Annotated in this window: 1 rRNA gene; it reads left to right on the top strand. The window is 58.0% G+C overall.

The features are described from left to right. Positions 1–170 precede the first annotated feature (170 nt). Positions 171–1,311 (top strand): 16S ribosomal RNA (locus G447_RS0108575); the annotation flags it as partial.

Raw genomic sequence — 1,311 nt, 5'->3', positions numbered from 1 at the left:
GGGTTTGTGTGGGTGTTGTTTGTGAACTCGATAGTGTGTTTGTTTGTCTACAGTTTTTGTTTTGTTTTTGTGCCTGTTTTTGTTTTTGAGTTTTTTGGTTGGGGTCGCCTGCTTGTTCCTGGTTGGTTCTGGGGGTGGGTGGGTGGTTCTCTTCCGGGCTGTTTTGTTTTTGTTCGGAGAGTTTGATCCTGGCTCAGGACGAACGCTGGCGGCGTGCTTAACACATGCAAGTCGAACGCTGAAGCCTGGCTTTGTGTTGGGTGGATGAGTGGCGAACGGGTGAGTAACACGTGAGTAACCTGCCCTCTTCTTCGGGATAACGGTCTGAAAGGGCTGCTAATACCGGGTATTCACTGGTCCTCGCATGGGGGTTGGTGGAAAGGTTTTTTCTGGTGGGGGATGGGCTCGCGGCCTATCAGCTTGTTGGTGGGGTGATGGCCTACCAAGGCTTTGACGGGTAGCCGGCCTGAGAGGGTGACCGGTCACATTGGGACTGAGATACGGCCCAGACTCCTACGGGAGGCAGCAGTGGGGAATATTGCACAATGGGCGAAAGCCTGATGCAGCGACGCCGCGTGAGGGATGGAGGCCTTCGGGTTGTGAACCTCTTTCGCCCGTGGTCAAGCCGCAACTGTGGGTTGTGGTGAGGGTAGTGGGTAAAGAAGCGCCGGCTAACTACGTGCCAGCAGCCGCGGTAATACGTAGGGCGCGAGCGTTGTCCGGAATTATTGGGCGTAAAGGGCTTGTAGGCGGCTGGTCGCGTCTGCCGTGAAATCCTCTGGCTCAACTGGGGGCGTGCGGTGGGTACGGGCTGGCTTGAGTGCGGTAGGGGAGGCTGGAACTCCTGGTGTAGCGGTGGAATGCGCAGATATCAGGAAGAACACCGGTGGCGAAGGCGGGTCTCTGGGCCGTTACTGACGCTGAGGAGCGAAAGCGTGGGGAGCGAACAGGATTAGATACCCTGGTAGTCCACGCTGTAAACGTTGGGCACTAGGTGTGGGGGCCACCCGTGGTTTCCGCGCCGTAGCTAACGCTTTAAGTGCCCCGCCTGGGGAGTACGGCCGCAAGGCTAAAACTCAAAGGAATTGACGGGGGCCCGCACAAGCGGCGGAGCATGCGGATTAATTCGATGCAACGCGAAGAACCTTACCAAGGCTTGACATGCGCCCCGGGCGCGCGGAGACGCGCGCGCATTTGGTTGGGGGTGTGCAGGTGGTGCATGGTTGTCGTCAGCTCGTGTCGTGAGATGTTGGGTTAAGTCCCGCAACGAGCGCAACCCTTGCCCTATGTTGCCAGCGCGTTATGGCGGGG

The organism is Schaalia georgiae DSM 6843 (assembly GCF_000429245.1).
GTDB classification, from domain to species: domain Bacteria; phylum Actinomycetota; class Actinomycetes; order Actinomycetales; family Actinomycetaceae; genus Pauljensenia; species Pauljensenia georgiae.
Note: the sequence above shows the minus strand (reverse complement) of the source record. Positions and strands in the feature narration are given on the sequence as shown.